This window comes from Sphingomonas sp. KR3-1 (assembly GCF_040049295.1).
Taxonomy (GTDB): domain Bacteria; phylum Pseudomonadota; class Alphaproteobacteria; order Sphingomonadales; family Sphingomonadaceae; genus Sphingomonas.
Genome location: NZ_JBDZDQ010000003.1, coordinates 257,245 through 281,262, shown reverse-complemented (window position 1 = coordinate 281,262; position 24,018 = coordinate 257,245). Strand labels below are relative to the sequence as shown.

The window sequence follows — 24,018 nt, the reverse complement described above, 5'->3', positions numbered from 1 at the left end:
CAGCGATGAGCATCGATCTGAGCGATTACGAAGACGGCGAAGCATTCGACGGCAAGTACAAGCACGCGCTGGAGAAACTCCAGAAGCGCCTCAGCCACATCCATTATGCCCATATCGTCCACAGGCGCCGCGCGATCATCGCGTTCGAGGGCTGGGACGCGGCGGGGAAGGGCGGGATCATCCAGCGCCTCACCGCCGAATGGGACCCGCGCTATTACGAGGTCTGGCCGATCTCGGCGCCCACGCCCGAGGAGCTCGCGCACCATTTCCTCTGGCGCTTCTGGCAGCGACTGCCCGCCCAGCACAATATCGCGATCTTCGACCGCAGCTGGTACGGCCGCGTGCTCGTCGAGCGGGTCGAGGGGTTCGCCAGCGAGGCCGACTGGCAGCGCGGCTATGACGAGATCAACGCCTTCGAGGCCCAGCAGGTCGCGGCGGGCACCACGCTGGTCAAGGTCTTCGTCCATGTAACGCAGAAGGAGCAGGACAAGCGCCTGACCGCGCGCCTCGAGCATCCCTGGAAGCGCTGGAAGACCGGCCTCGACGATTATCGCAACCGGGCGAAGCGCAAGGACTATCTGAAGGCGATGGCCGAGATGTTCGAACGCACCGATACCAAGGTCGCGCCCTGGATCGTGATCGACGGCAACGACAAGAAGGCCGGCCGCATCGCCGCGCTCACCGCCATCGCCGACGCGCTCGAGGCGCATGTCCCGATGGAACCGCCACCGCTCGATCCCGAGGTGGAGAAGGTCGCGAAGAAGGCGCTGGAGCTCTAGCGTCAGGCCGCGGGCGCGGTTGCCGGTCCGCGCGCCGCTTCATAGACGAGCGCCAGCGCCGCACCGACATTGCTGGCGATCAGCGCCACCGCGAAGGGATCGACGATCATCAGCACCCAGACCAGCGGCCTCGGCGCGCCGAATGCCAGATAGTGGAAGCCGTAATGCGCCGCCATGCCGGGCAGATAGGCGAGCACGAGCAGCAGGACGAGCAGCGGCAGCGCCTTCCAGTCGCGCCAATAGTCGCGTAGCGGATGCGCCCGCGGATCGCCGAGTAGTGCGCCGACGATCGGCAGCAGCACCGGCAGCACCGCGATGCTCGTACCCCAATAGAGGATCTGGAAGAGCAGGGTGGGGATGCGCTGCTCGAGCAGCCCGACCAGCGCGGAGATGCCGGCGAACAGCAGCATCGACAGGATCAGCGCGATCCAGCGGATGTCGCCGAGCTGCCACCAGCGCCGGCCGCGCGCCAGCGTGCCCCAATGGCGCGCCGCCGCGAACATGCCGATCAGCAGGCCGGCGAGCTTGGCATAGCCGAACGCCCAGCGCGTCGGATCGTTGGCGAGCAGCTTCGCGCCGACATGGCTGTCGAAGAACCCGATCCGGATCTCGGCGACATGCTGTACGAATTCCGGGATCGCCACGATCGCGATAATGACCGGCGCCAGCACGAACAGCGCCAGCCCGCGCCGATAGAGCTCGAAAATCTGCCGTCCAAGATATGCCATGGCCGTATCCCCCACGCCCGATCCGGACGGCACATCCCGTCAAGCCTCCGCGAATTCTCCGTCCGCGCCCATCACGTGCAGCACGCCGTCGGCGATCGCGAAATAGGCGCCGAGCAGCCTGAGCTTGCCCGCCTCCACCCGCTCGGCGACGAACGGGAAGGTCATCAGATTGGCGAGCGACACCCGCACCGTCTCCAGCTCGAGCGCGCGCACCGCCTCGGGGCCGGTGCCATGTGCGGCCACGATCCGGTCGCGCGCCGCGTCGAGCATGTCGACCCAGTGCGCGATGAATCCGCCGTCGCCAGGCGCCTTGCCCTCGAAGCGGCGGGAGAGCGCCGCGCCGACGCCGCCGCACGCGCCATGCCCCATCACCACGATCTCGGGCACTTCGAGCTGCGTCACCGCGAACTCGAGCGCGGCCGAGACGCCGTGGCGGCTCGCATCGTCCTCGAACGGCGGCACCAGGTTGGCGACGTTGCGCACCACGAAGATCTCGCCCGGCACCGTGTCGAACACCTGCGCCGGATCGACTCGGCTGTCCGAGCAGGCGATCACCATCACGCGCGGGTTCTGCCCCTCGCTCAGTTCGGACCATCGGTCGCGGTGGCGGCGATATTCGCTGGTGCGGAAGCGCTGATAGCCGTCGAGCAGGTCGGTGAAATTGGTCATGCCGTCCTCTTAGCGCGAGATGCACCGGCATCAACCCGGTGTGCGTTTCACGGACGTTGCAGCGATTGCAACCACGTCCTAGATGGGCCCCCATGAACGATCTCGCCGCCGCACCCCGCCCGGAACGCCAGCGCAAGCCCGACTGGATCCGCGTCAAGGCCCCGACCTCCGAAGGCTTTGCCAAGACGCGCGCGCTGATGCGCTCGAAGAACCTCGTCACCGTCTGCGAGGAAGCGGCCTGCCCGAACATCGGCGAATGCTGGACCAAGAAGCACGCCACGGTGATGATCCTGGGCGATGTCTGCACCCGCGCCTGCCGCTTCTGCAACGTCAAGACCGGCATGCCGCGCAAGGTCGATCCGCTCGAGCCGCAGCACGTCGCCGAAGCGGCCGCGCAGATGGGTCTCGAGCACATCGTCATCACCTCGGTCGACCGCGACGATCTGCCCGATGGCGGCGCCTCGCAGTTCGTCAAGGTGATCGAGGAGATCCGCAAGGCCAACCCGACCACGACGATCGAGATCCTCACCCCCGATTTCCGCAACAAGCACGAGGCCGCGGTCGAGGCGATCGTCGCCGCGCGGCCCGACGTCTACAACCACAATCTCGAGACCGTCCCCAGGCTCTATCCGAACATTCGCCCGGGCGCGCGCTACTATGCCTCGCTGCGCCTGCTCGAGACGGTCAAGCGGCTCGACCCGACGATCTTCACCAAGTCGGGCATCATGCTCGGCCTCGGCGAGCAGCGCCTCGAGGTCCACCAGGTGATGGACGACATGCGCTCGGCCGACATCGATTTCCTGACGATGGGCCAGTATCTCCAGCCGACCCCGCGCCACGCCAAGGTCGAGGAATTCGTCACCCCCGCCGCCTTCCAGGCCTATGGCGCGATCGGCCGGGCCAAGGGCTTCCTCCAGGTCGCCTCGTCGCCGCTGACCCGCTCCAGCTATCACGCCGGCGAGGACTTCGCCGAGATGAAGGCTGCCCGCGAGGCAAAGCTGGCGAAGGGGGCCAAGTGAAATTCCTCCCCCAGCTTGCCTGGGGGAGGGGGACCGCCGACCGCAGGTCGGTGGTGGAGGGGCCGCTGTCGCAGACGGCGGAATTCCACCGCCGCCCCTCCACCATCGCTATCGCGATGGTCCCCCTCCCCGAGACGAGCTCGGGGAGGTATTAGAAGAAACGATGCCCAAGCATTCCGAAACCCGCTCGCTTCCCTACACGCCGGAGCAGATGTTCGACCTGGTGGCGGACGTCGCCCGCTATCCCGAGTTCCTGCCCTGGGTCAGCGCGATCCGGGTGCGCTCGAACAGCGACACCCAGATGGTCGCGGACATGATCGTCGGGTTCAAGGGGCTGCGCGAGACCTTCACCTCGAAGGTCGAGAAGGCGCGCCCGGGCAGCCTGCACATCGACTATCTCGAGGGCCCGCTCAAGCATCTGCGCAACGACTGGGGCTTCCGCGCCGACGGACGGGGCGGTTGCCTCGTCGATTTCTCGGTCGATTTCGCGTTCAAGAACCGCGTGTTCGAGATGCTCGCCGGCCAGATGTTCGACCGGGCGCTGCGCAAGATGATCAACGCGTTCGAGGAACGCGCCGCGCGGCTCTACGGCGATTCGGAGACCGGCTCGGCATCGGGGCCGACGGCGCCCGGCATCAGCAGCTCGAGCGCGCACAACGCCGCCTGAAGCCGGATGCCGGCGCGGCCATTATTCTCGAAGTGGCGCGCGTCCGCGACGATGTGATCGGGATCGGCGCCGCGCACCGCCTGGGCGAACACCACCGTGCCCACCGGCTTCTTCTCGGTGCCGCCATCGGGGCCGGCGATGCCGGTGATCGCCACCGCGACATCGGCATGGGTCCGCTCCAGCGCGCCGCGCGCCATGCTCCAGGCAACCGCGATCGACACCGAGCCGAAGGTCTCCAGCACGTCGCTGCCCACCTTGAGCACGTCGTGCTTGGCTTCGTTCGAATAGGTGACGAAGCCCGCGTCGAAGACGTCGGACGAGCCGGGGATCTCGGTGAGCGCAGCCGAGACCAGGCCACCGGTGCAGCTCTCGGCAACGGCGACGCGGCGGCCCGCGGCGCGATTGGCTTCAAGCACCTTGCGCGCGGCCGCGACCAGTTCGGGCGGAAGAATCGTGTCCATAAGGCGGCGCCTTTGCCACCCTATTGTTGCCGACGCGAGTCAGTTCATTCGCGGAAGGGAAGTCAGGCGTTGGGTTCCAGCTGATCCGCAACCGCGCTATGACGCAGCGACGCAGGCCGTCGGACCCCGGCGGAATCGCGAAAGGCCCGATCGATGACAGCACGCCGAACCGCCCGATGCGCCTGCGGCCGTGTCCGCTGCGACGGCGTCGGATCGCCGATATTGAGCGCGGTCTGCTATTGCGGCGATTGCCAGGCGGGCGGTCGCCAGATTGAGGCGTTGCCCGGCGCAGGCCCCGTGCTCGATCCCGATGGTGGCACGCCCTATCTCACCTATCGCGACGACCGGTTTGCGTGCGTCGACGGCGCCGAACTGCTCGTCGGGTACAAGCTCAGGGAAGAGGCGCCGACGCAGCGCTTCGTCGCTTCGTGCTGCAACACGGGGATGTATCTGAAATTCGCTCCGGGCCATTGGACGTCCGCCTATCGGCTGCGCTTCCCCGATCCCTTGCCGCCGATCGAAATGCGCACCAACGTTGCGCGGCGCCGATCGGATCTGCCGCTTCCGGGGGATGCCCCGGCGTACCGGTCCTTTCCGCTGAAGCTGTTCCGGCGTTTGCTTATGGCGCGTCTGGCAATGCTGTTCGGCTCGAAGGCGCGCTGATGACCGGCTAGGGATTGCCGCCCGGCACCCGCACCGTCGCCACCGCCTGTGCCGCCATACCCTCACCGCGCCCGGTGAAACCCAGCCGCTCCGTAGTCGTCGCCTTCACGCTCACGCAATCGACCGGCAGCCCCAGTATCCCCGCGATGCTCGCGCGGATCGCCTCGCGGTGCGGCCCGATCTTGGGTGCCTCGCAGATGATCGTCAGGTCGATGAAGTCGATCACGCCGCCTTGGGCCGCCACCAGCGACGCGGCATGCTCGAGGAACTTCGCCGAAGCCGCCCCGCGCCATTGCGGGTCGCTCGGCGGGAAGTGCATGCCGATATCGCCGGCGCCGATCGTGCCGAGCAGCGCGTCGGTGATCGCGTGCAGCGCGACATCGGCGTCGCTATGCCCCGAAAGCCCCTGGCTGTGCGGCACCAGCACGCCGCCGAGCCACAATTCCTCGCGCTCGGCGAAGCGGTGGACGTCATAGCCCGTCGCCGTGCGCACCCGCATCTGCGCCCCGAACCGCGCCTCGGCAGCGGCGAAGTCGGCCGGGTGTGTCACTTTGTCGAGCATCGCATCGCCTTCCACCACTGCCACGTCGTGTCCGAGCGCGCGCAGCATCTGCGCATCGTCGGTCGCTTCCCGGTCCGCCGGCCAGGCTGCATGCGCCGCCTTTATGGCTTCATAGCGGAAGGCTTGGGGCGTCTGCACCCGCACCAGCCCCTCGCGCGACACGGACACTCCGGACGCCGAGACGAGCGTGTCCGCTACCGGCAGCCCGGGGATCGCGCCTTCCTGCGTCTCCAGCGCCGCCAGCAGCCGGTCGATCACCGCCTGCGGCAGGAAGGGGCGGGCCGCATCGTGGATCAGCACCCGGTCCGCACCGCCAATCGCCGCCAGCCCGTTCGCCACGCTCTCGCGCCGGGTCGCACCGCCAACTACGACGTCCACATTGCCCAGCGCGGCGCACAGCGCGTCCTCCTGGCCGGCGCCGATCACCACCAGCACCGCGTCGATGCCCGGATGCGACGTCATGGCGTCGACACTGTGCTTCAGCATCGGCTTGCCGGCGAGCGGCGCGAACTGCTTGGGCACGCTCCCCCCGGCCCGGGTGCCGCTGCCCGCGGCGACGATGATGGCGACGGTCTTCATCGCCCGCCGCCTAGCCGATCACGAAACGCGGTGATAGCCTCCCGTCATGCGCCTTGGGGAAGCAGGTCATGATCCGTCTGCTAGTGATGCTGCTGGCCCTGGCCTTGGCGCCGCCCGCCCTTGCCCAGATGACCGGGGCGGGCGCGCCGGACGTGCCGCTGGCGCCGGCACTCGCGTCCCGTGCGAAGCCCTTGGTCGATCCTGCCTTCTGGCTGGGCGAGGACGACTATCCTCGCGCCGCGCTGCGCGCCGAGCAGGAGGGCCGGGTTGGCCTGCTCCTGTCGATCGACCTCGACGGCCGTGTTTCGGACTGCACCGTGCTGGCTTCGAGTGGCGTGCAGCTTCTCGATCGGCACAGCTGCGGCCTCCTGACGCGGCGGCTGCGCTTCACCCCTGCACTGGGCCGGGACCGCGCGCCTGCCCCGGATCGCTGGAACTATGTCGTCGACTGGAAGATGCCGAAGATCCTGTGGCCGGTCCGCGATCGGGATCCCTGGGAGGGGAAAGACCCGGCGCTGTGCAATTGCTTTACGGAAACCTTGTCGGGCCCTCAGCCGCGCGGCGCGCCCGATAGCTGGATCACGGCGGCCGACTATCCGCCCGGGATGCTCGGCGGCGCCGGCGACATGGAGGTGACGCTCACTGTCGATCGCAGAGGCGCGACGCGCCTCTGCCGGGTCACCAAATCCAGCGGCTCGCGCAAATGGGATCGCATGGCCTGCGCAATCCTGCGCCGACGCGCACGCTTCCAGCCCGAACGGGAGGCGGATCGCAAATGGGTCTCGCGCCACTGGGTCCAGCGCTACGCCTGGGGCCAGGCAACCGCCAGGCAATAGGCCCCGACACCATTCCGCTTCCAATGTAGGAAATCCTCCGGCAGCCTCGAGCAACTGCCGGTCCAGACCGGCCGCTCTTTGCACGGTCCATCCACCAATCGCGGCACGCAATTCCCCTGCGCGCGCAACGGCATCGCCGCGGCAGCAGGCGCCAACTTCCGCGGCCGACATAGGCGTCCGGAGCGTCCGGATGTTCGCTTGCCAATCGCCGCTTGCACCTGTAGGCGCCACTGCCTATTTTTCAGGCAGCATCATGAGCGAACTCGCCCCCATCCAGATCGGCCCGGTCACGGTCGAAGCGCCGGTGATCCTCGCGCCGATGACCGGCGTCACCGACCTGCCGTTCCGCCGCGCGGTGCGCCGCTATGGCTCGGGGCTCAACGTCACCGAGATGATCGCCAGCGCGGCTGCCATTCGGGATACCCGCCAGTCGATCCAGAAGGCCGCCTGGGATCCGATCGAGGAGCCCGTGTCGATGCAGCTCGTCGGCTGCTCGCCGCCCGAGATGGCCGAGGCCGCCAAGCTCAACGAGGATCGCGGCGCCGCGATCATCGACATCAACATGGGCTGCCCGGTCCGCAAGGTCACCAATGGCGATGCCGGCTCGGCGCTGATGCGCGACCTCAAGCACGCCGCGGCGATCGTCGATGCCTGCGTCAAGGCGGTGAAGGTGCCGGTCACGCTCAAGATGCGCATGGGCTGGGACCTCGACAGCCTCAACGCTCCCGAGCTCGCCCATATCGCCGAGGATCTGGGCTGCCAGCTGGTGACGGTCCACGGCCGCACCCGCAACCAGATGTACCGCGGCTCGGCCGACTGGTCGTTCATCCGCAAGGTGAAGGACGCAGTGAAGATCCCGGTGATCGCCAATGGCGACATCTGCACGGTCGAGGATGCCCGCGAGGCGCTGCGCCAGTCGGGCGCGGACGGGGTGATGATCGGCCGCGGTGCCTATGGCAAGCCCTGGGTGCTGCGCCAGGTGATGGACGCGCTGACCGGCAAGGGCGAGCGCGCCGATCCAAGCATCGACGAACAATATCGTGTAATCCTAGAGCATTACATCGATAGTCTCGAACATTATGGCGAGATGACCGGCGTCAACATGATGCGCAAGCATCTCGGCTGGTACACCAAGGGCATCCATGGCTCGGCCGAGTTCCGCAACAAGGTCAATCAGGTGCCCGACGCCAAGACCGTGCTGGCGATGCTCGACGAATTCTACGCACCGTGGCGTTCCCGCGCGGCGGCCTGAGGCGGCTGCGGCCCACGCCGCCCGCCACAGGCCCCAAATTCGCCGAGATGTTCGCCGCGCTGCCGGTGGCGGTGCTCGTCATCGATCCCGACGGCCGCATCGCCCATGCCAATGCCGCGTGCGAGGCGCTGCTCAACCACGCCGAGACCACGATGGTCGGCCAGCCCTATGACACGGTGCTGAGCCCGCCAGACGGCTATGTCGAGCGCCGCGACGGGCATGGCTTCGCCGCCTTCGACATCGAGATCGAGGCGATCCGCGGCGCGCGCATCCGGGTGGACTTCGTCGAGACCGCGGTCGCCGATCATCCCGGCTGGCGGATCGTCACGCTCCACCACGCCCCGCAGTCGCGCCGCGTCGCCCAGGGCGCGGACCGTACCGCCGGCGCCCGCGCCGCGGTGGGGGCCGCGGCGATGCTCGCGCATGAGATCAAGAACCCGCTGTCGGGCATCCGCGGCGCCGCCCAGCTGCTCGCCAGCTCGGGCGAGGACCGCGAGCTCACCGGGCTGATCACCACCGAGGTCGACCGCATCGCCGCGCTGATCGACCGGATGCAGGATTTCACCGACACGCGGCCGCTCAAGCTCGAGCCGACCAACGTCTATCCGCTGCTCGATCACGCCCGCCGCCTGGCGCTCGCCGGGTTTGCCCGCGGCATGGTGATCGAGGAGCGCTTCGATCCCTCGCTGCCGCCGGTGCTGATCGATCCCGATGCCTTCCAGCAAGTCATGATGAACCTCCTCAAGAACGCCGCCGAAGCGCTCGCCGGGCTCGCCCAGCCGCGGATCGTGCTGACCACCGCCTATCGCCACGGCATGTCGGTCAGCACCGGCGCCGGCCGGCCGCGCCAGCCGCTGCCGATCGAGATCTGCGTGCTGGACAATGGCCCCGGTGCGCCCGAGGACATCGCCGAGCACCTCTTCGAGCCCTTCGTCTCCGGCAAGCCGGAGGGGAAGGGGCTCGGCCTCCCGCTCGTCGAGAAGCTGGTCCGCGATCAGGGCGGGATCATCCAATATGCCCGCGAGCGCGCCCCCGAAATGACTGTATTCCGCATCCTTCTCCCCCGAGCCCGGGCATGACCGGCTCGGTCCTGGTCGTCGATGACGACAGCGCGATCCGCACCGTGGTCGCAGCGGCCCTGCGCCGCGAAGGCCATGCCGTCACGACGGCAGCGAGCCTCGCCGAGCTCCGCCGCGCGATCGGCGCCGCCTTGCCCGACGTTCTGGTCACCGACGTGATCCTGCCCGACGGCAATGGCCTCGACGAGGTCGCCAAGCTCACCGCCGAGCATCCCGCGCTGCCGGTGATCGTCTTCTCCGCGCAGAACACGCTGGCGACGGCGGTCCGCGCCACCGAGGTCGGCGCGTTCGACTACCTCCCCAAGCCCTTCGACCTCGACGTGCTCGGCCAGGCGGTGCGCAGCGCCATCGCCCGCGGCCGCCGCGCGCCCGCCGAGCTGCCCGAGGACGAGCTCAGCGGCGGCGCCTCGCTGATCGGCCGCTCGCCGGCGATGCAGGAAGTCTACCGCGTCATCGCCCGCGTCGTCGCCAACGACCTCACCGTGCTGATCTCGGGCGAGTCGGGCACCGGCAAGGAGCTGGTCGCCAGCGCGATCCACGACATGGGGCCGCGCCGCCGCGCGCCCTTCGTCGCGCTCAACATGGCGGCTATCCCGCGCGACCTGATCGAGGCCGAGCTGTTCGGCCATGAGCGCGGCGCCTTCACCGGCGCGGCCACGCGCATGGCCGGCAAGTTCGAGCAGGCAGCGGGCGGCACGCTGTTCCTCGACGAGATCGGCGACATGCCGATGGACGCGCAGACGCGCCTGCTCCGCGTGCTCCAGCAGGGCGAGTTCACCACCGTCGGCGGCGCCCGCACGATTAAGGCCGATGTCCGCATCGTCGCCGCGACCAACAAGGACCTGGCCGCGCTGGTCCAGTCCGGCCAGTTCCGCGAAGACCTGTTCTACCGCCTCAACGTCGTGCCCATCGCGCTGCCCTCCCTGCGAGAACGCCGCGCCGACGTGCCGCTGCTCGCCCGCCATTTCCTCGACCGCGCCGCCGAGAGCGGGCTGCCGCGCAAGCGCCTCGCCGTCGACGCGGTGGCGGTGCTCGAGGGCTATGACTGGCCCGGCAACGTCCGCCAGCTCGAGAATCTGATGCGCCGCATCGCCGCGCTCAGCCGCGACGAGGTGATCGACGGCGACGCGATCCGCCGCGCGCTGGGCGAGACCAACGCCGCCCCGATCGCGACTCGCGACGAGGGGATCGAGGCCGCGGTCCGCGCCCGGCTCGAGCGCATCGCGATCGAGGAGCCCCGCGTCCTCGACGACGGCACGCTGTACGATCGCATCATCGGCGAGGTCGAGCGCCCGCTGATCGAGGCGATGCTCGGCCGTCATGGCGGCAACCAGCTCCGCGCCGCCCGCGCGCTCGGCATCAACCGCAACACGCTGCGCAAACGCCTCGATACGCTGGGCATCGATATGGGTCCGGTTCGCCCGGATGGTGCCGAATAGCGACAGGCTGAGCGCGATTATGTGTTCTTTTTGCCACAATCTCGATCTAGCTTGGCCAAGATGGATGCCGTCACCGCCCAGCCGATGATCGAGGCGACGCCGCGCAAGCGGCGGCTTTCGGCTATCCGGGCGCTGGAGATCGTGGTGGTGGCACTCGCCATCGCTACACCGGCCGCCACCTTCCTGTTCGTCCGCAACTTCGCGCATCAGGTGTTCAACCCCGGCGTCGCGGCTACGCTGCTGCTCGCCAATCTGCTGCCCTATGTCGCGCTGATCGTGCTGATCGGCCGCCGCATCGCCATCCACCGTGCCGCCAAGTCCGCGCTGGCCGGCGGCGGGCGCCTCCATGTCCGCCTCGTCGCGGTGTTCACGCTGATGGCGAGCATTCCGATCGTGCTGACCGTCATCGCCGCCTCGGTGATGTTCCAGTCGGGCGTCCAGCTCTGGGGCTCGGAGCGCGCGCGCAGCGTGTTCAACGCCACCCAGTCCTTTGGCGAGCAAGGCCAGCGCGTCGTCATCGAGCGCTGGACCGGCGAGGCAAGCGCCATGGCGGGCGACATCGCCGCCAAATTCCCCACGCTGCCGCTGCGCTCGCCCGCGGTGCAGGACTATCTCCTGCGCCAGACCTACAACCGCAATCTCTTCCAGTTCGTCCTTTTCCGCGTGGAGAATGAGAAGAACGTCACCGCGCTCTATTCCTATGACGCGCCCAAGACCGAGCTTTTCGCGGCGCGTGTGTCGGGGCAGGTGATCAACCTGCTGCGCGATGAGGAAAGCTACACCAATTACGACACGCAGATGCTTTGGGTCGTCACGCCGGTCGATCGCTCGAGCAACCTGTTCCTCTATGTCGCCACGCCGCACAATGTCGACTTCCTCAACCGCCAATATCACGAGTCCGATCGGATCTCGGCGGAGTTCGATGCGCTCCAGGCGCGCGCGCGCTCGCTCCAGCTTCAGCTCAATGCCGTCCTCTTCGGCGTCGCGCTGCTGATCGTCAGCATCGCCACCTGGATCGCGCTTGCCGTGGCGGACCGGCTCGTCCGGCCGGTCGAGCAGCTCGTCACCGCGGCGCGGCGCGTCGCCGGCGGCGATCTCACCGCGCGCGTCGACATCCCGCCGACCGGCGACGAGATCAGCACGCTCAGCGGCGCCTTCAACGGCATGACCGAGCGGCTCGAGCAGCAGACCGGCGCGCTGCGCACCGCCAACGCCCAGCTCGAAAGCCGTCGCGTGCTGATCGAGGCGGTGATGTCGGGCGTCTCCGCCGGGGTCATTTCGATCGATGCCCAGCGCAATGTCCGCCTGATCAACGAATCTGCGATCGAGCTGCTCCACCAGGGGGGCGAGGAACTGGTCGGCCGCCCGCTCCACGCGCTCGCCCCGGACCTCAACGACCTGCTCGACACCGGCGACCGCGAGTCGGTGATCCAGCTCGGCACCGGCGCCGATGCCCGCACGCTCGCCGTGAAGGTCACCAGCGACGAGGCGGGCCAGGTGCTCACCTTCGACGACATCACCCAGCAGCTGAACGACCAGCGCCGCGCCGCCTGGTCCGATGTCGCGCGCCGCATCGCGCACGAGATCAAGAACCCGCTGACCCCGATCCAGCTCGCCGCCGAGCGCCTCAAGCGCCGCTACGGCAAGAAGATCGAGCCCGAGGACGGCATCTTCGCCCAGCTGACCGACACGATCGTCCGCCAGGTCGGCGATCTGCGCCGCATGGTCGACGAATTCTCCTCCTTCGCGCGCATGCCCAAGCCGATGTTCCGCCAGGAATCGCTGCTCGACATTGCGCGCCAGGCGATGTTCCTCCACGAAGTCGCGCACCCGACGATCCGCTTCGAGATGGACGCGGCCGATCCCGCACCCGGCCTGATCTGCGATCGCCGCCAGATCGGCCAGGCCTTCACGAATATTGTGAAGAATGCCGTCGAGGCGATTGAAGCGCGTGGGGAAGGGGAGGCGCTGCCGCAGGGCCATATCGTCATGACGATCGACCCCGAGACGGAAGGCCGCATCATCCTGACGCTCGCCGACAACGGCATCGGCCTGCCAGTCGAGCGCGACCGCATCGTCGAGCCCTACATGACGACGCGCAGCCGCGGCACCGGCCTTGGCCTGGCGATCGTGAAGAAGATCGTCGAGGAGCATTTCGGCACCATCGCCTTCTCCGACCGCCCTGGCGGCGGCACGCTGGTGACGGTGTGCTTCGATACCGAACAGCTCGCAGAAATGGCGAGCGACCCCTCCGGCGAGCATGGCGACGAGCCACGGCCCGCCGTGCTTACCCGTACTGGAAGTTCCAAGTCATGAGCCTCGATATCCTGGTCGTCGACGATGAGCGCGACATCCGAGAACTGGTCGCCGGCGTGCTGGAGGACGAAGGCTATTCGACTCGCGGCGCGGCGGACAGCGACGCCGCGCTCGAGGCGATCGCCGAGCGCCGGCCCAGCCTGGTGCTGCTCGACGTGTGGCTGCACGGCTCGCGGCTCGACGGGCTCGAGATCCTCGACGAGATCAAGCGCCGCGATCCCTCGATCCCGGTGCTGGTGATCTCGGGGCACGGCAATCTCGATACCGCCGTCGCCGCGATCCGCCGCGGCGCCTCCGACTTCATCGAGAAGCCGTTCGAGGCCGAGCGGCTGCTCTGGCTGGTCGAGCGCGCCACCGAGACCGAGCGGCTGAAGCGCGAAGTCGCGTCGCTGCGCGCCTCGGTCGGCCGCGAGGAGGACCTGACCGGCCAGTCGGGCGCAATCAACACGGTGCGCGCTACCCTCAAGCGCGTGGCCTCCACCGGCAGCCGCGTGCTGATCACCGGCAGCGCCGGCACCGGCAAGGAAGTCGCCGCCCGGCTGCTCCACGGCTGGAGCCAGCGCGCCGCCGCGCCCTTCGTCATCGTCAGCGCCGCGCGCATGCAGCCCGAGCGTGTCGAGGAGGAGCTGTTCGGGGTGGAGGAGGGCGGGGACCTCGTCCGCACCGGCCTGCTCGAGCAGGCGCATGGCGGCACCTTGTTCCTCGACGAGATCGCCGACATGCCCGTCGCTGCCCAGGCGCGGATCCTGCGCGTGCTCACCGACCAGAGCTTCAGCCGGGTCGGCGGCACCCGGGTGGTCAAGGTCGATGTCCGCGTCGTCTCGGCCACGGCGCGCGACCTGATGACCGAGATCGCCGAGGGCCGCTTCCGCGAGGACCTCTACTACCGGCTCAACGTTGTCCCCGTCGCGATCCCGCAGCTCACCGACCGGCGTGAGGACATCCCGGTGCTCGTCGAGCATTTCGTCGCGCACTACGCCAATGAGCGCCGCGTGCCGACGCCCGAGGTCGCGCCCGACGCGATGGTCGCGCTGCAGAGCTATGAATGGCCGGGCAATGTCCGCCAGCTGCGCAACGTCGTCGAGCGCACCGTGATCCTCGCGCCGGGCGACCGGATCGGGCGGATCGACCTCGACCTGCTGCCCCCCGAGGTGCTCGGCCGCCCGACCGACAATGGCGGCGGCATGGGCGCCAGCGCGATCATGGGCGCGCCGCTCAAGGAGGCGCGCGAGAGCTTCGAGCGCGAATATCTCCGCGTCCAGATCCGCCGCTTCTCGGGCAACATCTCGCGCACCGCGAGCTTCATCGGCATGGAGCGCTCGGCGCTGCACCGGAAATTGAAGCTGCTGGGGATCACCGACAGCCGGGAGGAATAAGGGAAGGTCGTCGCCACAGCGAATACCCTCCATCGTCACCCCGGCCTTGTGCCGGGGTCCACCAAGCGTCCCGTTCTCGCTTTGAGCCTCTTGCCTGTGACTCGCCCTCCTGGTGGACCCCGGCACAAGGCCGGGTGACGGGAAAGAGCCACGCCATCCGCCCGCAGCTTGCAATGTAGGATTTCACCTGCTGGACTCTCGCGGCCGGCCGACACCGGCCGCTCTTTGACCCGGTAGGAAATGTAGGGCCACCCCCGCGCAAGCAAGTTGCGCGAATACAGGAACGGCGCGCGCCTATGACTGTACCGGCTTTCGTGACTTTCCGCCGCATCCGCGTCGGGCTTGGCCGAGTCGCCGCGCCGCGATTGTTGGAAACCGCCGCTGGACGATTCGCCGCCCAACGCTTAAAAGCAGCGCGCGCCGTGCCGGACGGGCGCGCGCATCCGACGCCAGAGAACGGCGCCAAAGCGGGGAAACTCCCGCCAACAAAGAGAGTCACGAACGATGGCCGAAAAGCAGACCTCGCTTCAGGATCTGTTCCTCAACTCGCTGCGCCGGTCGAAGACGCCGGTCACGATGTTCCTCGTCAAGGGCGTCAAGCTCCAGGGCATCGTCACCTGGTTCGATAATTTTTCGGTGCTGCTCCGCCGCGACGGCCAGTCGCAGCTCATCTACAAGCACGCGATCTCCACGATCATGCCCTCGGGCCCGGTGGACCTCGCCCCGCTCCTCGAAGCGGTGGGAGAGTTCCAGTCCAAGAACCCGGTTTTGCAGGAGATTTTCCTCAACGCGGTACGCCGCCAGCAGGAAAATGTCACGATGTTCCTGGTCAATGGCGTGATGCTCCAGGGCCAGATCGCGGCCTTCGACCTGTTCTGCATGCTGCTCCAGCGCGAGGGCATGGCCCAGCTGGTCTACAAGCATGCTGTCTCGACGATCCAGCCGGCCCACCCGCTGAACCTCGCCGAGGAACAGAATAGCGACGACTGAGTAAGGTCCCCATGAGTACTGGTTTCGAGCGCGACCCCGACGAATTCACCCGGGGCGCGCGAGCGGTCGTGGTCTATCCGGACCTCGGCGGCAGCTCGCGCGATGCCGAGGCGCGCCTGGAGGAGACCGCCGGTCTCGCCGCCGCGATCGGCGTCGACGTGGTCGAGCGGGTGCCGCTGCGCATCCGAGCGCCCAAGCCGGGCACGCTGATCGGTTCGGGCCAGGTCGAGGCGCTGGCCGAGACGGTGCGCGACCGCGAACTGACGCTCGCCGTGTTCGATGCGAACCTCACGCCGGTGCAGCAGCGCAACCTCGAGACCGGGCTCGGCTGCAAGGTGATCGACCGCACCGGCCTGATCCTCGAGATCTTCGGCGAGCGCGCGCGCACCGCCGAGGGCCGGCTCCAGGTCGAGCTTGCGCATCTCGATTATCAGGCGGGCCGGCTGGTGCGCAGCTGGACCCACCTCGAGCGCCAGCGCGGCGGCTTCGGCTTCCTTGGCGGCCCGGGCGAGACCCAGATCGAGGCCGATCGCCGGTTGATCCGCGACCGGATGGCGCGCCTGCGCCGCGAGCTCGATTCGGTCAGCCGCACGCGCAGCCTCCATCGCGACCGGCGCCAGCGCGCGCCGTGGCCGGTGATCGCGCTGGTCGGCTATACCAACGCCGGAAAATCCACGCTTTTCAATCGCCTGACCGGAAGTGACGTCATGGCGGAGAACCTCCTCTTCGCGACGCTCGACCCGACGCTGCGCCAAATCTCGCTGCCCGGCATCGACAAGGCGATCCTGTCGGACACGGTCGGCTTCGTCTCCGAGCTGCCGACCCAGCTCGTCGCTGCGTTCAAGGCGACGCTGGAAGAGGTCGTCTCGGCCGATCTGTTGATCCACGTCCGCGATGTGGCGCATCCGGACAGCGAAGCGCAGAAGGACGATGTCGAGAAGGTGCTGGCCGAGATCGGCGTCGCCGAGACCACGCCGCGCTTCGAAGCCTGGAACAAGATCGACCTGCTCGACGACGAGCGCCGCGCAGAACTGCTCGCCGAGGCGGGGAAGCGCGAGGACGTCATGCCCGTCTCGGCCGTGACCGGGGAGGGGGTGGACGCCCTGATCACCGCCGTCGCCGCGCGCCTGACCGAGGGCCATCGCCGCTTCACGATCCACCTCGACCCGGCCGACGGTGCCGCCGCGGCCTGGCTCCACCAGCATGGCGAAGTGCTGGAGCAGGGCATGGACGGCGACCAGGCGGTGTACGAAGTGCGGATGGCACCGCGCGATCACGAGCGGTTCTTGACGCGCTGAGCCTTCAGGCACGCTGCCCGATGTGGCGCAGCGTGCCCGTATCTCGCGGCTCAGTCGTCGAAGATCTTGGAAATCGCCCAGATCGTGCCGCCCACGACAGCGGCAACCGCTACCACGGGTGCGGCGGCAACCGCCACGGCACCGACGGCCGCGGCGCCGGCACCGACGCTGGCTGCCGTCGATGCGGCCGCAGCCGTCACCACGCCGGCCCCGGCGCTGACCGCGCCACCCACCGTACCGCCCGTCGCCAGCGTCGCGCCGACGGCTGAGCCTACCGAGGCCACCATCGGCACATGCCGACCCTTGACGACATGCTTGGTGACCGCGCCGGTGGCCGCGCCGATGCCCGCGGTCGCCGCCTGCTTAACTACCTGCTCTTTGATCGACATTGCGTCTTCCTTCGCAAGTGGAACTCAGCGGACGGAGCCGCGACACGGTACGCAAATCCAGAACACGCCGAATCACGAGACGGCACCCGCACAATCGTTACGGGTCTGTTGACCATACATGAACGGATACGCAGCTGTTCTAGGAATTGCTCCGAAACGGCTCGGCGCGCTTGGCCTTGGTCCAGAGTTCCTCCTTGGCATCGAGGTCGAGTGTTTCGAAAACCTCGCCAGCTTCGGCTTCCATTACCTTGAAACGCTTCTCGAATTTTCCATTGGCTGCCCGTAATGCCGCCTCGGGATCGACGCCCAGCTTGCGCGCCCAGTTGACCACCGCGAACAGCAGGTCGCCGATTTCCTCCTCGACCTCGGCCGGCGTGGCGGCGGCCTCGATCTCGGCGAGTTCCTCGTCGATCTTGGCGCGGGCGCCGCTGGGGTCGGGCCAGTCGAAGCCGGTGCGGGCGGCGCGCTTCTGGAGCTTCTCGGCGCGGAGCAGGGCGGGGAGGCCGGTGGCGACGCCGTCCAGCGCGCTGACGTGCCCCTTCGCCCCCCGCTCCGCGGCCTTGATTTGTTCCCACAGGTGATGGCCGCCCTCCGAGGCGCCCAGGAAGATGTGCGGGTGGCGGCGCTCCATCTTGTCGCTGATCGCATGGGCGACGTCGGCGAGCGCGAAGTCGCCGGCTTCCTCGGCCATGCGGCTGTGGAAGATCACCTGGAGCAGCAGGTCGCCCAATTCGTCCTTCAGATCGGCCATGTCGCCGCGCTCGATCGCGTCGGCGACTTCATAGGCTTCCTCGATCGTATAGGGCGCGATCGTCGCAAAGGTCTGCACCGTGTCCCATTCGCAACCGCTCACAGGGTCGCGCAGCCGCGCCATGATGGCAACGAGGCGATCGATCGCGGCAGCGTTCTCGGGTGCGGTCAACGGGAGGGCCTCCTGAAATGCGCGGCAACCCTAAGCGAAGCAGCGCCCGTCAGACAGCCCGAAAACCGCAGAAAAGCGCGAAAGGGGCCCTGGGGAAGCGCTCCGACGTGCCGGATCCGTTAGATCGATAATATACATTATGTAAAATAAAGCGTCGCAAATTGGCGGCCGAGCCCGCCGCCCTTTTCAGACGCTGCCCCTGCTGGCCGTCGCCGCCGGCGTCACGCCAAGCGCGCGGCCGATCGGCCCAACATTTACGGCGATCAGATAGGCGATCGCGAAGATGCCCAGCCAGGCGAGCGCCATGCGCAGCAGCTGGCCCATCCCAATCCGCCGCCCCCAGAACCCGCTGGTCACCAGCACCAGCGCGCCGAGCAGATAGACGAGCCGCATCGAATCGAACTGGTTCATGCCGTCACCTCCATCCCGTCAAAGCCAGGCTCCACGCCCGGCGGCAGCGTGGAAAGGAGCGTCGCATAGTCCATCGAATTGTCCATGTGCGACAAGATCGTCCGCCGCGGCTTGAATGCCTCGACCCATTCGAGCACCGCGCCGAGATGCGCATGCGTCGGATGCGGTGCGCGACGCAGGCAATCGACTACCCATAGATCGATATCCTGATACAGATTCCGCATATCCTGCGTCATCTCATTGAAATCTATAGCATAACCTATGGATTTTCCATTACTTTCAAACCGCAGCCCCGCCGAGGTGATCCCGCCATGCGGCTGATCGACGACGCGGATATCGATGTCGCCAATCGTGATCGCATCGGGCAGATCCTCGATCGCGATCGTCGGTCGATAGAGCTTGCGGCCGTGAAAGGCATAGGCAAAGCGCAGCTCGAGCTGTTCGCGCGTGAACGGCCGCGCCAGCCCGCGCACCGGCTCGCCGTCGCGCGCATGCATGATCTGCCGCAGGTCATCGATGCCGTGGCAATGATCGGCATGATCGTGCGTCCAGATTACCGCATCAAAATCGGTGAGTTCGGCGACCAGCGCCTGCTCGCGGAAATCCGGGCTGGTATCGATCAGGATGCGCGTCGTCTCGGTGGAGACCAGCACCGATGCGCGGGTTCGCCGGTTCTTCGGTTCGGCGGGATCGCAGGCCCCCCAGTCATTCCCGATCCGCGGCACGCCGGATGAGGTGCCCGAACCGAGAACGCGCAGCTTCATGCTAGCGTCTTGGCGAACAGCTTGTGGAAATTGGCGCGCGTCGCCTCAGCCAGCGTGTCCGGATCCTCGCCCCGCAGCTGCGCCAGAAAACGGCAGGTATCCGCCACGAATGCCGGCTCGCCGGTCTTCCCCCGGTGCGGCACCGGCGCCAGGAAAGGGGCGTCCGTCTCGATCAGCAGCCGATCGAGCGGCAGCTGCGTCGCGGTATCCTGCAGGTCCTTGGCGTTCTTGAACGTCACGATGCCCGAGATCGAGATGTAGAAGCCCAGCTCCAGCGCGATCTCCGAGAACTCCCGGCTCGCGGTGAAGCAGTGGATCACGCCTGGGAAGGCCCCCTTCCCCATCTCTTCGCGCAATATCTCCGCGGTATCGGCCTCGGCATCGCGGGTATGGACGATCAGCGGCAGCTGGGTCTCGCGGCAGGCCGTGATGTGCGTGCGAAAGCTCGCGCGCTGGCGATCGCGATCGCTATGGTCGTAATAATAATCTAGCCCGGTCTCGCCGATGCCGACGACGCGCGGATGCCGCGCCTTCTCGATCAGCTTCGAGGCCTGGATATCGGGATGCTCGTCCGCCTCGTGCGGATGGATGCCGACCGAGGCCCAGACATCCGCCTCGCGCTCGGCGACGGCGATGACCTCGTCCCATTCGCGCTCGCGGGTCGAGATGTTCAGCATCGCGACCACGCCCGCCTCACGGGCACGCGCCAGCACCTCGGGCTGCTGTTCGCCCAAGCCCTTGTAGATCAGGTGGCAGTGGCTGTCGGCCAGTTTCACGCGTCTTCCTTCAGCTCCAGCCGGGGGAAGATGGGGGTCGGGGCTGCGATGCGGAAGTCCGCATCCCCTTCCGGCCCGAGCTGCTCGAGCAGCTTTGCCGCCGAACCCGGCACCACCGGCGCGATCGTGACGCCAAGACGCCGGATCGCGCGCAGCAGCGTGTGCAGCACCGCGTGCATCCGCTCGGGGTCGGTCTTGCGCAGCCCCCAGGGCGCCTGTGCATCGATATACTGGTTGCAGGCGAACACCCCGGCCATCCACAGCTCGACACCCTGGCTGAGCGCCAGGTCCTCGAAGGCGCGGATGAAGCCGCCACAGGCATTGTCGACCTCGGCGATCAGCATCGCATCGGCCTCCTCGGCCCGCCCGGTCTCGACATGCCCCTCGCAATTCTTCGCGATGAAGGCGAGCGTGCGCTGGGCGAGATTGCCGAAGCTGTTCGACAGGTCGGCATTGGCACGCATGACGATCGCCTCGTCGCTGAACGTCCCGTCATTGCCGAAGCTCACGTCGCGCAGCAGGAAATAGCGCAGCGCATCGACGCCGTAATAGTCGGCCAGCGCCATCGGATCGACGACATTGCCGACCGATTTGGACATCTTCTCCCCGCGATTGAGCAGGAAGCCATGCCCGAACACCTGCTTGGGCAGCGCGATTTTCGCCGACATCAGGAAGGCGGGCCAATAGACCGCATGGAAGCGGACGATATCCTTGCCGATCAGGTGGATATCCGCCGGCCAGTAGCGGTCGAGCCGCGTCTGGTCGTCGGGATAGCCCGCGCCGGTCAGGTAATTGGTCAGCGCGTCTACCCAGACATACATCACATGCCCCGGCGAACCCGGCACCGGCACGCCCCAATCGAAGCTGGTGCGGCTCACCGACAGGTCGACCAGCCCGCCCTCGACGAAGCGCAATATCTCGTTGCGGCGCGATTCCGGGCGAATGAAGTCGGGGTTGGCGGCGTAGAAGTCGAGCAGCGGCTGCTGGTACTTCGAAAGCTTGAAGAACCAGGTCTCCTCGGCGGTCCACTCGACCGGCGTGCCTTGGGGCGAGAGCTTCATGCCCCCTTCCCCGTCGACCAGTTCCTTCTCTTCGTAAAAGGCCTCGTCGCGCACCGAATACCAGCCCTCGTAGCGATCGAGGTACAGGTCGCCGGCATCGGCCATCGCCTGCCAGATCGCCTGGCTCGCCTTGTAGTGATCGGCCTCCGAGGTGCGGATGAAACGATCGCATGAGATATCAAGCTTCTCGGCCATCTCACTGAAATAGGAAGACATCTCGTCCGCCAGCTCGCGCGCGGTCATGTCGCGGTCGCGCGCCGTCTTGACCATCTTGAGGCCATGCTCGTCGGTGCCAGTCTGGAAGAACACGTCGCGGCCCTGCTGGCGCTGGAAACGGGCGATCGCGTCGGCGGCGATCATCTCATAGGCATGCCCGATATGCGGGCGGCCATTGGGATAGTGGATCGCGGTGGTGATGTAGAAGGGGTCGGCCATGCCGGGGCTTTAGGGGAATGGCCTGCCGGAGAGAAGGCCCTGATGCGGTTCTTGCTTCCAGGCAAAATCGAAACACTTGCGCAACAATGCGGGCTCAGGACTGGGCAGCGGCTAGCAGGGTCGCAGGGGGACTATCGATGCGCCTGGCCGGTACGCTGATTCTCTGGATTCTCTCGCTTGCGGTATTGCTGGCCTCGGTGGCGATCGGCGTGGTCGCTGCGCAAAAGGCGCCCTATGCACCGGCGCTCTATGCCGCAGTCGCCGCCGGGGTGCTGTTCGCGCTGTTCCTCAATCCGCGCTTCGCGTCGCTGACCCGGTTGCGGGCGCGGCCAGGCGTACGCTGGAGCCTTGTGGGCGCCGCCTTCCTTGCCGGTATCGTCGGCACCGGCATCAGCTTCGACCAGCTCTTCCTCGCGCCGACGCGCATCTTCAACCAGGCGGTCACGATGATGGAGAAGCATCCAGGCGACAGGGCGACGGCCGAGCAAGCTGCGCCTCTGTACCAGCGGGCCTGCGACGCGAGAGTATATGAGGCCTGCCACAATCTGGCGGTCCTGCACGATCTGAACGGGCCGCTCCCGCACGATCCGGCGATGGCCGGATTGCTCTACGACAAGGCGTGCGCGCACGATGTCGCCCTTTCCTGCGTCAACCGCGGGCGCCAATATTACGCCGGCGACGGCATCAAGTCCGACGCTGCGCGCGCCCGCATATTCTACATGAAAGGCTGCGACGCGAAGGTCCTTATCGGCTGCAATGGCGCGCTGGCAGTCGACATGGCCGACTATGTGAACCGGAAGGCCGGTGCGAAAGCACGTGTTCTCGCCGACTATACGCGTGTGTGCGAACTCAGCAGCAAGGATGGCAAGGCCGCCTGCAAGCCGGAGGACTTCACGGATCTCTTTGCAGATGACGAACCGGCGGACAACGCCGCGGCGGCCAGCGATGATTCCATGGCCATCGACGCGCCCGCCGTGGACGACGTTCCCGCTGCGAGCGAAACGCCCGCGCCAACCCATGCCCAGGCGCCGGCTCGTCGAACCGCTTCTCCGCCGACGCCGATGCATCATCGCCCGCCGCCCCGGCCTTCGGCTACGCCGTCGCAGCCGGGAGCCTGGACGATAAGCTGAATCCGTGCCGCAGGGGCGCGGCTTCGAGCGCTAGGCCTGGCCCAACATCTTCTCGACCGACACCGGCGCATCGCCGATCGCCACGCCGGTCTTCTGCTCGTGCACCTTGCGCACCGCCTCCGCGACTTCCTTGTCGATCGCGTCCTTCTCCTTGGGCGGCAGCTTCTTATAGTCGTCCTCGGAGAGATTGTGCTTCTTGAGCACGGCGTCGCGGGCGCGTTGCTCGGGCGTCTCGCTGGCGGCCTTCTTGAACGCCTCCAGGATCGCATCGAAGCTGGTGTCGCTCTTGCCATTGGCCTGCGAGGTGGCGCCGGTGCTCGCGCCGACGCCGGTACTGCCGGCAATATCCGTGATGCTGCTCATGAATCCGATCCCCTGTTTCGGAGCCGGAATAACTGTGTGCGCCTAAAGCTGGGTTAACTGCGCCCCAGTCGGGCGAGGATGCCGCCCATCTCGAACACCGTGGCCGAGGCATCGAGCGACAGCCCCTTCGCCGCCCCGCCGAGTTCACCCGCTGCCGCATAGGCGTCGAGCGCGGTGCGCAACGGATCGCCCGAGAGCGTGCGGGCTCGCTCGGCAATGAAGCTCGGCGCGCGCTCGAGGAACGCCTCGTAGCGTGGCTGGGCGCCCTTGGGACCGAGCAGCTTGGCCAGTCGCGCGCGGATCATGTTCGAGGGGTCGCCGGTATCGGCCAGCGCCGCCATCTCGGTTTCGATCGCAGCGATGTCGAGCCCGGCAAAGCCGAGGGCGCGACCCGGCGAGCCCTCCCCCGCCTTGACCAGCGCGGCGATCTCGGCCGGCGAGGCGTCTAGCAGTTGCTCGCGCAGGATCGCGGTCACGTCGCCGTCACTCAGCGCCTCGAAGCGCAGCAGCCGGCAGCGCGAGCGGATCGTCGGCAGCAGCCGGCCGGGCGCATGGCTCACCAGCAGGAAGATCGTCCCCGCCGGCGGCTCCTCCAGGTTCTTGAGCAACGCATTGGCGCCGCCGCGCTCGAGATCGTCGATCGCATCGATCACGATCACGCGGCGCGACGAGAAGCTCGGCTTGGTCGCGAACAGCGGCTGGAGCCCGCGGACCTGCGCGATGGTGATCGAACGGGCGAGCGCCTCGTCGGGCTTGTCCGCATCCTTGGGCAAGCGGACCAGCTCGCGATAGTCGGGATGCGCGCCGGCGTCGACCAGGTGGACCGTCTGGCTCTCCGCGGGCACGTCCCAGCCGGGGCGCAGCTGATCGCGCCCCGCCGCCTCGGCGAGCATGCGCAGCGCGGCCTGGCGTGCGAAGCTCCCCTTCCCCACCCCCTCGGGCCCGGCGATCAGCCAGGCATGATGGAGATTGCCGCCATGCATGGCAGCGGCGAGCGCCTCGCGGGCGGAGTCGTTGCCGAGAAAAGGCATGGCGTCTCTTATTCCCCTCCCCG

At 67.6% G+C, this 24,018-nt stretch carries 25 protein-coding genes; 13 read left to right on the top strand and 12 right to left on the bottom strand.

Features of this window, described 5'->3' with window-relative positions; genetic code table 11:
- Positions 1-5: 5 nt before the first annotated feature.
- The gene (locus tag ABLE38_RS17220) at positions 6-779 is read left to right on the top strand and encodes a polyphosphate kinase (RefSeq protein WP_348975478.1); all 774 of its coding nucleotides are present in this window, start codon (positions 6-8) and stop codon (positions 777-779) included.
- Between the two features lie 2 nt (positions 780-781).
- Here ABLE38_RS17220 and ABLE38_RS17215 read toward each other — a convergent pair whose 3' ends face one another.
- Positions 782-1,507 (bottom strand): hypothetical protein, encoded by a 726-nt coding sequence (locus ABLE38_RS17215; RefSeq protein ID WP_348975477.1) that lies wholly within the window; start codon positions 1,505-1,507, stop codon positions 782-784.
- A 39-nt stretch (positions 1,508-1,546) separates the two neighbouring features.
- Positions 1,547-2,176: a carbonic anhydrase gene (locus ABLE38_RS17210; RefSeq protein ID WP_348975476.1), complete on the bottom strand. Its 630-nt coding sequence runs from the start codon at positions 2,174-2,176 to the stop codon at positions 1,547-1,549.
- Between the two features lie 56 nt (positions 2,177-2,232).
- Between ABLE38_RS17210 and lipA the strand changes: the two genes are divergently transcribed.
- Both lipA and ABLE38_RS17200 read left to right on the top strand, forming a co-directional pair.
- Positions 2,233-3,195, top strand: coding sequence for a lipoyl synthase (gene lipA / locus ABLE38_RS17205; protein WP_348975475.1), 963 nt, complete (start codon positions 2,233-2,235; stop codon positions 3,193-3,195).
- 163 nt (positions 3,196-3,358) lie between these two features.
- Positions 3,359-3,862 (top strand): type II toxin-antitoxin system RatA family toxin, encoded by a 504-nt coding sequence (locus ABLE38_RS17200; RefSeq protein WP_348975474.1) that lies wholly within the window; start codon positions 3,359-3,361, stop codon positions 3,860-3,862.
- On the opposite strand, the gene ABLE38_RS17195 is transcribed toward ABLE38_RS17200, so the two are convergent.
- Complete coding sequence (locus ABLE38_RS17195) at positions 3,781-4,323, bottom strand: CinA family protein (RefSeq protein ID WP_348975473.1); 543 nt, start codon at positions 4,321-4,323, stop codon at positions 3,781-3,783. The two genes, ABLE38_RS17200 and ABLE38_RS17195, sit on opposite strands and share 82 nt — an antisense overlap.
- Positions 4,324-4,545: 222 nt before the next feature.
- On the opposite strand from ABLE38_RS17195, the gene ABLE38_RS17190 reads away from it, so the two are divergent.
- Positions 4,546-4,986: a hypothetical protein gene (locus ABLE38_RS17190; RefSeq protein ID WP_348975472.1), complete on the top strand. Its 441-nt coding sequence runs from the start codon at positions 4,546-4,548 to the stop codon at positions 4,984-4,986.
- Positions 4,987-4,993: 7 nt separating this feature from the next.
- Here the strand turns inward: ABLE38_RS17190 and ABLE38_RS17185 are convergent, their stop codons facing one another.
- Positions 4,994-6,127 (bottom strand): bifunctional 2-C-methyl-D-erythritol 4-phosphate cytidylyltransferase/2-C-methyl-D-erythritol 2,4-cyclodiphosphate synthase, encoded by a 1,134-nt coding sequence (locus ABLE38_RS17185; RefSeq protein ID WP_348975471.1) that lies wholly within the window; start codon positions 6,125-6,127, stop codon positions 4,994-4,996.
- A 68-nt stretch (positions 6,128-6,195) separates the two neighbouring features.
- Here ABLE38_RS17185 and ABLE38_RS17180 point away from each other — a divergent pair, with 68 nt between their 5' ends.
- The 8 genes from ABLE38_RS17180 (at position 6,196) to hflX (ending at position 16,713) form a co-directional block, all read left to right on the top strand.
- Positions 6,196-6,963 (top strand): TonB family protein, encoded by a 768-nt coding sequence (locus ABLE38_RS17180; protein WP_348975470.1) that lies wholly within the window; start codon positions 6,196-6,198, stop codon positions 6,961-6,963.
- A gap of 253 nt (positions 6,964-7,216) precedes the next feature.
- A complete protein-coding gene (dusB, locus tag ABLE38_RS17175; protein WP_348975469.1) occupies positions 7,217-8,215 on the top strand; it encodes a tRNA dihydrouridine synthase DusB in 999 nt (332 codons plus the stop codon).
- A gap of 47 nt (positions 8,216-8,262) precedes the next feature.
- The gene (locus ABLE38_RS17170; RefSeq protein ID WP_348975468.1) at positions 8,263-9,294 is read left to right on the top strand and encodes an ATP-binding protein; all 1,032 of its coding nucleotides are present in this window, start codon (positions 8,263-8,265) and stop codon (positions 9,292-9,294) included.
- On the top strand, positions 9,291-10,733 hold the full coding sequence (ntrC, locus tag ABLE38_RS17165; protein ID WP_348975467.1) for a nitrogen regulation protein NR(I): 1,443 nt from the start codon (positions 9,291-9,293) through the stop codon (positions 10,731-10,733). The genes ABLE38_RS17170 and ntrC overlap by 4 nt, the downstream gene beginning before the upstream one ends.
- 60 nt (positions 10,734-10,793) lie before the next feature.
- Positions 10,794-13,049 (top strand): ATP-binding protein, encoded by a 2,256-nt coding sequence (locus tag ABLE38_RS17160; protein ID WP_348975466.1) that lies wholly within the window; start codon positions 10,794-10,796, stop codon positions 13,047-13,049.
- A complete protein-coding gene (locus tag ABLE38_RS17155) occupies positions 13,046-14,425 on the top strand; it encodes a sigma-54 dependent transcriptional regulator (RefSeq protein WP_348975465.1) in 1,380 nt (459 codons plus the stop codon). The genes ABLE38_RS17160 and ABLE38_RS17155 overlap by 4 nt, the downstream gene beginning before the upstream one ends.
- A 441-nt stretch (positions 14,426-14,866) precedes the next feature.
- Positions 14,867-15,415 (top strand): RNA chaperone Hfq, encoded by a 549-nt coding sequence (hfq, locus tag ABLE38_RS17150; protein WP_348975841.1) that lies wholly within the window; start codon positions 14,867-14,869, stop codon positions 15,413-15,415.
- Between the two features lie 11 nt (positions 15,416-15,426).
- Positions 15,427-16,713 carry a GTPase HflX gene (gene hflX / locus ABLE38_RS17145; RefSeq protein ID WP_348975464.1) on the top strand — a complete coding sequence of 429 codons (1,287 nt, stop codon included), beginning with the start codon at positions 15,427-15,429 and terminating at the stop codon, positions 16,711-16,713.
- A 50-nt stretch (positions 16,714-16,763) separates the two neighbouring features.
- Here the strand turns inward: hflX and ABLE38_RS17140 are convergent, their stop codons facing one another.
- The 6 genes from ABLE38_RS17140 to metG form a co-directional block, all read right to left on the bottom strand.
- A complete protein-coding gene (locus ABLE38_RS17140; RefSeq protein WP_348975463.1) occupies positions 16,764-17,102 on the bottom strand; it encodes a hypothetical protein in 339 nt (112 codons plus the stop codon).
- Between the two features lie 139 nt (positions 17,103-17,241).
- Positions 17,242-18,024: a nucleoside triphosphate pyrophosphohydrolase gene (mazG, locus tag ABLE38_RS17135; RefSeq protein ID WP_348975462.1), complete on the bottom strand. Its 783-nt coding sequence runs from the start codon at positions 18,022-18,024 to the stop codon at positions 17,242-17,244.
- Between the two features lie 186 nt (positions 18,025-18,210).
- Positions 18,211-18,435 carry a hypothetical protein gene (locus ABLE38_RS17130; RefSeq protein WP_348975461.1) on the bottom strand — a complete coding sequence of 75 codons (225 nt, stop codon included), beginning with the start codon at positions 18,433-18,435 and terminating at the stop codon, positions 18,211-18,213.
- Positions 18,432-19,199 carry an MBL fold metallo-hydrolase gene (locus ABLE38_RS17125; RefSeq protein WP_348975460.1) on the bottom strand — a complete coding sequence of 256 codons (768 nt, stop codon included), beginning with the start codon at positions 19,197-19,199 and terminating at the stop codon, positions 18,432-18,434. The genes ABLE38_RS17130 and ABLE38_RS17125 overlap by 4 nt, the downstream gene beginning before the upstream one ends.
- A complete protein-coding gene (locus ABLE38_RS17120) occupies positions 19,196-19,975 on the bottom strand; it encodes a TatD family hydrolase (protein WP_348975459.1) in 780 nt (259 codons plus the stop codon). Before ABLE38_RS17120 ends, ABLE38_RS17125 begins: the two co-directional genes overlap by 4 nt.
- Positions 19,972-21,471 carry a methionine--tRNA ligase gene (gene metG / locus ABLE38_RS17115; RefSeq protein ID WP_348975458.1) on the bottom strand — a complete coding sequence of 500 codons (1,500 nt, stop codon included), beginning with the start codon at positions 21,469-21,471 and terminating at the stop codon, positions 19,972-19,974. The genes ABLE38_RS17120 and metG overlap by 4 nt, the downstream gene beginning before the upstream one ends.
- A 137-nt stretch (positions 21,472-21,608) precedes the next feature.
- On the opposite strand from metG, the gene ABLE38_RS17110 reads away from it, so the two are divergent.
- The gene (locus tag ABLE38_RS17110; RefSeq protein WP_348975457.1) at positions 21,609-22,601 is read left to right on the top strand and encodes a hypothetical protein; all 993 of its coding nucleotides are present in this window, start codon (positions 21,609-21,611) and stop codon (positions 22,599-22,601) included.
- Positions 22,602-22,631: 30 nt separating this feature from the next.
- Here ABLE38_RS17110 and ABLE38_RS17105 read toward each other — a convergent pair whose 3' ends face one another.
- Together ABLE38_RS17105 and ABLE38_RS17100 are read right to left on the bottom strand one after the other, a co-directional pair.
- Positions 22,632-22,964, bottom strand: coding sequence for a hypothetical protein (locus tag ABLE38_RS17105; RefSeq protein WP_348975456.1), 333 nt, complete (start codon positions 22,962-22,964; stop codon positions 22,632-22,634).
- Between the two features lie 53 nt (positions 22,965-23,017).
- Positions 23,018-23,995 carry a DNA polymerase III subunit delta' gene (locus ABLE38_RS17100; protein WP_348975455.1) on the bottom strand — a complete coding sequence of 326 codons (978 nt, stop codon included), beginning with the start codon at positions 23,993-23,995 and terminating at the stop codon, positions 23,018-23,020.
- Positions 23,996-24,018: the final 23 nt, after the last annotated feature.

Bases quoted from the DNA above. Each gene is read 5' to 3' on its own strand.
- ABLE38_RS17215 (WP_348975477.1), bottom strand. From the start codon at position 1,507: ATGGCATATCTTGGACGGCAGATTTTCGAGCTCTATCGGCGCGGGCTG.
- ABLE38_RS17100 (WP_348975455.1), bottom strand. From the start codon at position 23,995: ATGCCTTTTCTCGGCAACGACTCCGCCCGCGAGGCGCTCGCCGCTGCC.
- ABLE38_RS17180 (WP_348975470.1), top strand. From the start codon at position 6,196: ATGATCCGTCTGCTAGTGATGCTGCTGGCCCTGGCCTTGGCGCCGCCC.
- ABLE38_RS17220 (WP_348975478.1), top strand. From the start codon at position 6: ATGAGCATCGATCTGAGCGATTACGAAGACGGCGAAGCATTCGACGGC.
- ABLE38_RS17160 (WP_348975466.1), top strand. From the start codon at position 10,794: ATGGATGCCGTCACCGCCCAGCCGATGATCGAGGCGACGCCGCGCAAG.
- ABLE38_RS17195 (WP_348975473.1), bottom strand. From the start codon at position 4,323: ATGGACACGATTCTTCCGCCCGAACTGGTCGCGGCCGCGCGCAAGGTG.
- dusB (WP_348975469.1), top strand. From the start codon at position 7,217: ATGAGCGAACTCGCCCCCATCCAGATCGGCCCGGTCACGGTCGAAGCG.
- metG (WP_348975458.1), bottom strand. From the start codon at position 21,471: ATGGCCGACCCCTTCTACATCACCACCGCGATCCACTATCCCAATGGC.
- ABLE38_RS17105 (WP_348975456.1), bottom strand. From the start codon at position 22,964: ATGAGCAGCATCACGGATATTGCCGGCAGTACCGGCGTCGGCGCGAGC.
- ABLE38_RS17110 (WP_348975457.1), top strand. From the start codon at position 21,609: ATGCGCCTGGCCGGTACGCTGATTCTCTGGATTCTCTCGCTTGCGGTA.
- ABLE38_RS17155 (WP_348975465.1), top strand. From the start codon at position 13,046: ATGAGCCTCGATATCCTGGTCGTCGACGATGAGCGCGACATCCGAGAA.
- ABLE38_RS17140 (WP_348975463.1), bottom strand. From the start codon at position 17,102: ATGTCGATCAAAGAGCAGGTAGTTAAGCAGGCGGCGACCGCGGGCATC.
- ABLE38_RS17170 (WP_348975468.1), top strand. From the start codon at position 8,263: ATGTTCGCCGCGCTGCCGGTGGCGGTGCTCGTCATCGATCCCGACGGC.
- ABLE38_RS17210 (WP_348975476.1), bottom strand. From the start codon at position 2,176: ATGACCAATTTCACCGACCTGCTCGACGGCTATCAGCGCTTCCGCACC.
- ABLE38_RS17185 (WP_348975471.1), bottom strand. From the start codon at position 6,127: ATGAAGACCGTCGCCATCATCGTCGCCGCGGGCAGCGGCACCCGGGCC.
- ABLE38_RS17200 (WP_348975474.1), top strand. From the start codon at position 3,359: ATGCCCAAGCATTCCGAAACCCGCTCGCTTCCCTACACGCCGGAGCAG.
- ABLE38_RS17125 (WP_348975460.1), bottom strand. From the start codon at position 19,199: ATGAAGCTGCGCGTTCTCGGTTCGGGCACCTCATCCGGCGTGCCGCGG.
- hflX (WP_348975464.1), top strand. From the start codon at position 15,427: ATGAGTACTGGTTTCGAGCGCGACCCCGACGAATTCACCCGGGGCGCG.
- ABLE38_RS17130 (WP_348975461.1), bottom strand. From the start codon at position 18,435: ATGAACCAGTTCGATTCGATGCGGCTCGTCTATCTGCTCGGCGCGCTG.
- ntrC (WP_348975467.1), top strand. From the start codon at position 9,291: ATGACCGGCTCGGTCCTGGTCGTCGATGACGACAGCGCGATCCGCACC.